The organism is Bradyrhizobium sp. P5_C11_2 (genome assembly GCF_054049755.1).
In genome coordinates this window covers 1-4,657 of record NZ_JBFULT010000581.1, presented here as the reverse complement: position 1 = coordinate 4,657, position 4,657 = coordinate 1, and the positions used below count along the sequence as shown (strand labels likewise).

Here is a 4,657-nt window from a genome sequence, read left to right as displayed (position 1 = left end):
GTCGAGGACATGGGCAAGCTCGACAACACACTGATCATCTATATCAGCGGTGACAACGGCACCAGCGCCGAAGGCACGCTAGAGGGCACCCCGAACCAGATGACGGCCTATAACGGCGTGCTGAAACTCCCCGAAGCCGAGTTGATGCTGCACTACGAGAATTGGGGCTCCGACAAAACCTACCCGCATATGTCGGTGGCATGGTCGTGGGCTTTCGATACCCCGTTCAAATGGACCAAGCAGGTGGCGTCGCACTTCGGTGGCACCCGCCAAGGAATGGCAATTTCATGGCCCGGTCACATCAAGGATGTCGGCGGCATTCGCTCCCAGTTCCACCACATCATCGACATCGTGCCGACCATCCTTGAGGCCACGGGCATCCCGGCGCCTGCGACCGTCAATGGCATTGCGCAAAAGCCCATCGAGGGCGTGAGCATGGCCTATACGTTCGACCAGGCCAACGCCAACGCACCGTCAAAGCGCGACACGCAATATTTCGAGATGTTCGCCAACCGCGGCATCTACCACGATGGCTGGTATGCCTGCACGACGCCGCCCGAAGCGCCCTGGCTTATGGGCACGGCAAAGATGCCTGAGATCAACGAATACAAATGGGAGCTCTACAACATCGCCGAGGACTACTCGCAAAACAACGACGTCGCGGCCAAGAATCCTGACAAGCTAAAGGAGCTGCAGGCGAAGTTCCTGAGCGAGGCCGCGAAATACCAGGTCTTGCCGCTGGACAACTCCGTCTTGCCGCGCATCGTCACCCCGCGGCCGAGCGCGACAGCAGGGAAAACTGTTTTCACCTACACGGGATCGAACCCCGGCATTCCTGCCGAGAATGCGCCCAGCATCATGAACAAGGACTACAAGATCACCGCCGAGATAACGATCCCGGCGGGCGGGGCTGAGGGAATGATCGTTACTCTCGGCGGCCGGTTCAGCGGCTATGGCCTGTACTTGCTGAAAGGCAAGCCGGTTTTCGTTTACAACATGCTGGATTTGAAACGATACCGCTGGGAAGGTGGCGTGGGTGCGCGGGATTGGTTGGGTTCTGCGCTCAAGCCGGGAAAGCACACCATCGTATTCGATTTCAAATATGATGGACCCGGCCCAGCCAAGGGCGGCACTGGGGTGCTGTCGGTGGATGGCAAGGAGTACGCCCGCCGGTCGATCCCGCACTCGATTGGGTTCCTGATGGCCATCGACGAGTCCTTCGACATCGGCGTCGATAGCCGCACAGAGGTGGATGACAGTTACAAGCTGCCGTTCCAGTTCACCGGGAAAATCGACAAGCTGACATTCAACCTTGGGCCGACCCAGATGACCAGCGATGAGCAAAAGGTCATGCGGCACGCACTCGAAAGGGCGAGGGACTGAGCGCGACAGGCGCGCAACCTGTATTTCCGGTATTGGCACATCGCGTCATTTAGCTGCGTTGCAGAATTTGGTCGCTATCGGTGCATAGCGGGCTCTGGCAAGCCGTCCGCCCGGCAGATTTATGGGTTCACGGCCTAGTCCAATTGAGACCGGGCATGCTTTGATGCGTGGGGCGGGAACCGTAACGCGTGGTGACCTCATGTACATAGTCATTCGCAAGTACACCAAGGTTCGTTCGGTTGCGGACGCTGCTCGCCGCGCCAAGAGCGGCGTCGGTCAGATCCTGAGGCAATCGCGCGGATTCAGATCTTACTACGTGCTGGATGGGGGCGACGGCGTGGGTGTCGCCGTGATGATATTCGAGGATCGCGAAAGCGCCAATGCAGCGAACGCCCGGATAATGGAGTTCATTCAAGCGAGTCTGCATGACCTCGATCTTGGGGATCCCGAAATCACTGCCGGCGAAGTGTTGGTAAATATAGAACCTGATGCGTCCTCGGCATAAAGTATTCGTAGACGCCGCCAGTTATGTGGGGTGCCGCCCCTTGCCGCGGCTGTCGATCTGATCGCCGTCGCGTAGGAGCGATCCCGCCCTGGAACTCCGGATGTCGTCCGTCGGAATATTCGACTGCGCATGCTCTTCGAGGAGTAACAACGCCATGAGGCAACACGAGTTCGAAGCATTTTTCATCACAGCGATCGTCTGGACGCCGCTCGTCGCTATGGGCGCCCTGATGCCGCCCCGAGATCCTGATGATGACGAGGAGGACGACGAAGACGACGAAGAGGAGGATGAAGCCGACGAACCGGCAGTCGTACGCGAGCCGGATGAAGACTAGACTAGCCGGTGTCGGCCAGTCAGCGCTATAATCTCCCCATGGGCTGGGATGCGAAAGACGTAGCACTGCTCAAAAGGCTCTGGGCCGCAGGACAGAGCGCGGCACAGATTGCGCGCCGTCTCGGGTGTAGCCGTAACGCGGTCTGCGGGATGCTAACCCGTTTGGGCTTGAAGCGTGGCCACAAGCCGCCAACAGCAAGACCCAGGATCAGGCCGCCACCGAAGCTAAGGCCGGCGTCGTCGGCCGCCTGCGCACGTCCAGTGGCAAAGAAGGTGTCGCGAAGCACTGCAGAGAGGCAGCAGCCCAAGGAATTCAGCAAGCAGCAGCTGTACGCCATTCTAGCTGAGGCGGTCAGGAACACTGGCTAAGAGCTCACCACGAAGGGCGTTACGCTCGGCGTCCGTGCCCTGGTCCAGCTCGAACGGTTCGGCGGTCGTGAACATTCAATCCAAGCGAGCGTCGATTGTTTCACGGCATTGCTCTGAGACTGCCCAACAAGCGCTTGGCTAATGACCTTGGCAAATTGGGATGCGCACAGGCGGACGTCCGTTCTGGCGCTCATTTCGGACTCTCGTCGACATCACGGCGCTTCCGGAAAAGGGGCCAAGAGGGGACATCACTCACTTGGTTGTCGTTTCGAAATCTTTGCCGACTTTGTACACGGTTGGATGCATAAACTCTGTGATTCACGTTGAAATTTGGTCACGAGCCAGATCAAGCCCCTTGATCTTTGTCAATGTCGGCATCAACCGACGGGCCTCCTTATGCAAAGGGGGCGAGACAGGATAGGAGCAAAACGATGAAGCRGATGGYTTTCAGAAAKTTTGCAATTGCAACTTCGGCTATCGCCYTTGCAACACTGTTCACYGTTGACTGGTCTGAGCAGCGSGGGATTTCGCTGTCAGTTGAGAGTGCCCAAGCGAGGCGGCTCTATGTCAGCCCGTATCCCTATAGTCACTACATACCCGATCAGWCCGGTCTGCCTTGGTACGCAGTGCGGGCCTACTATACTGGCGGCCCCTGGTGTGGGGTCGGCGGCAGGACCGGGTACGGCACGGCTGTTGGGGTCTTTGGGCGTGCTTCCTACACCTGCTACGACGGTTGGGATAGCTATGCGAAGCTCAACGGCATTGGTTGCACGCCCGGCACCTTGATCAAGGGCGGTGACGGAATCATGTACGTCTGCCAGTAAGCACGCGGACCACACGGAGAGGCGGCGCAATCGTCGCCTCTTTCAATTCGAAAACGCTGTCCGTTCTTGCCGTCACGGGCTCGCGCACGATCGAAGAAAACTCGTCGATAGCGTCAAAGTCTCTGCCTCATCCGAGCTCGCAAGCCCTCTCGTCTACCTTTGATCTAGCGCAATAGCCACCCGGCGGTGAGGCAGCATCCTTTCAGCATGGGGCAAGCCAGTAATGGAGCAAGTTCATGAAACAGATGCATCTAACAAAACTTGCAATTGCGGGCTCAACTGTCGCATGCGCGGCACTGTTCTCGTTTAGCTGGTCTGAACAACGCGGTGTCTCTTTGTCAGTCGAGAGTGCCCAAGCACGGGTCGGTCGGCCACTGACCCCRATGAGCGTTGCAGGTGTTGCTCGYCGGCAAGACCGGCGGGCTGCGTACCGGTATGGAGCCGGGGYSGTCGGCGCTGGCGTCGCCGGCGCGGCCGCCGTGGGCACGGCKGCTGCTGTGGCGGCTACATCTCCCAACTGGGGATGGGGCGGCGGCCCTKACTACACAGGCGAAGCTCGGGCAGCCAACGCCTACTATGGGGCGTCCACAGCCAGCTCCAGCAATGGCTGGTACATAACGCCGACCGGCATGGCCTGCACATCGGGGACTGTGGTCACAGGCGCCAACGGTTTGCCGTTCCGCTGCCCGTAAAACACAGGCGAAGGCCGGTGAAGCGGGCATCGACTTCGGCGCGTCAGCATGCCAGCGACGTTATGGTTCCCTGATCTGCTGCAGAGTAGCGGAATTGATCGCGAGCCCGGCACACCGATCAAGCGCAACGATGGAATCACGTATATCGGCCAGCGAGGAAACGACTAGGAGGCGGTCCAAACGGCTGCCTCCTGATCGAACTCTTTCTGGTTCTGCATGCGGATTGATGTTGCCTTTCAACGGGCAGCAACGGAGGGTGACGGTGATCAGGTTATTGGCTGTCCATCGCGACATCGGCGCAGGCGATGCCACGCGCGCCGATTCAACCAGACGGCGTCGTCATCACGCGTTGAAGTTCGCAGACGYGGCCTGCTCCTGAAGCCGAGAAGTCCCCTCGAAACGAAGATGTGTGCGACAGAGACGCTGCATGGCCGAGAAGTGGTGTTGAATGCTACCGCGGGTCGCGAGGTTGGTTTATGCACCAAGGCTAGTGGCCGCAGGCAAATCCTCTATCGACGCGCTCCGACGCGATTAACGCCGCCATTGGCATT

The 4,657-nt window shown here is 59.1% G+C and carries 4 protein-coding genes; all 4 read left to right on the top strand.

The annotated features are described in order from the left end of the window. Positions 1 to 1,383 (top strand): sulfatase-like hydrolase/transferase (locus ACXJL8_RS34505; protein WP_456686401.1); only part of this gene is annotated, 1,383 nt, incomplete at its 5' end. Positions 1,384 to 1,582: 199 nt separating this feature from the next. Then, entirely contained in the window at positions 1,583 to 1,888 is a 306-nt protein-coding gene (locus ACXJL8_RS34500) for a hypothetical protein (RefSeq protein WP_456617571.1), read from the top strand. Between the two features lie 154 nt (positions 1,889 to 2,042). Beyond that, the gene (locus tag ACXJL8_RS34495) at positions 2,043 to 2,222 is read left to right on the top strand and encodes a hypothetical protein (protein WP_456617570.1); all 180 of its coding nucleotides are present in this window, start codon (positions 2,043 to 2,045) and stop codon (positions 2,220 to 2,222) included. A gap of 38 nt (positions 2,223 to 2,260) precedes the next feature. Beyond that, positions 2,261 to 2,590, top strand: coding sequence for a GcrA family cell cycle regulator (locus ACXJL8_RS34490; protein ID WP_456617818.1), 330 nt, complete (start codon positions 2,261 to 2,263; stop codon positions 2,588 to 2,590). The last annotated feature ends 2,067 nt before the right edge of the window (positions 2,591 to 4,657 follow it).

Bases quoted from the DNA above. Each gene is read 5' to 3' on its own strand.
- ACXJL8_RS34500 (WP_456617571.1), top strand. From the start codon at position 1,583: ATGTACATAGTCATTCGCAAGTACACCAAGGTTCGTTCGGTTGCGGAC.
- ACXJL8_RS34495 (WP_456617570.1), top strand. From the start codon at position 2,043: ATGAGGCAACACGAGTTCGAAGCATTTTTCATCACAGCGATCGTCTGG.
- ACXJL8_RS34490 (WP_456617818.1), top strand. From the start codon at position 2,261: ATGGGCTGGGATGCGAAAGACGTAGCACTGCTCAAAAGGCTCTGGGCC.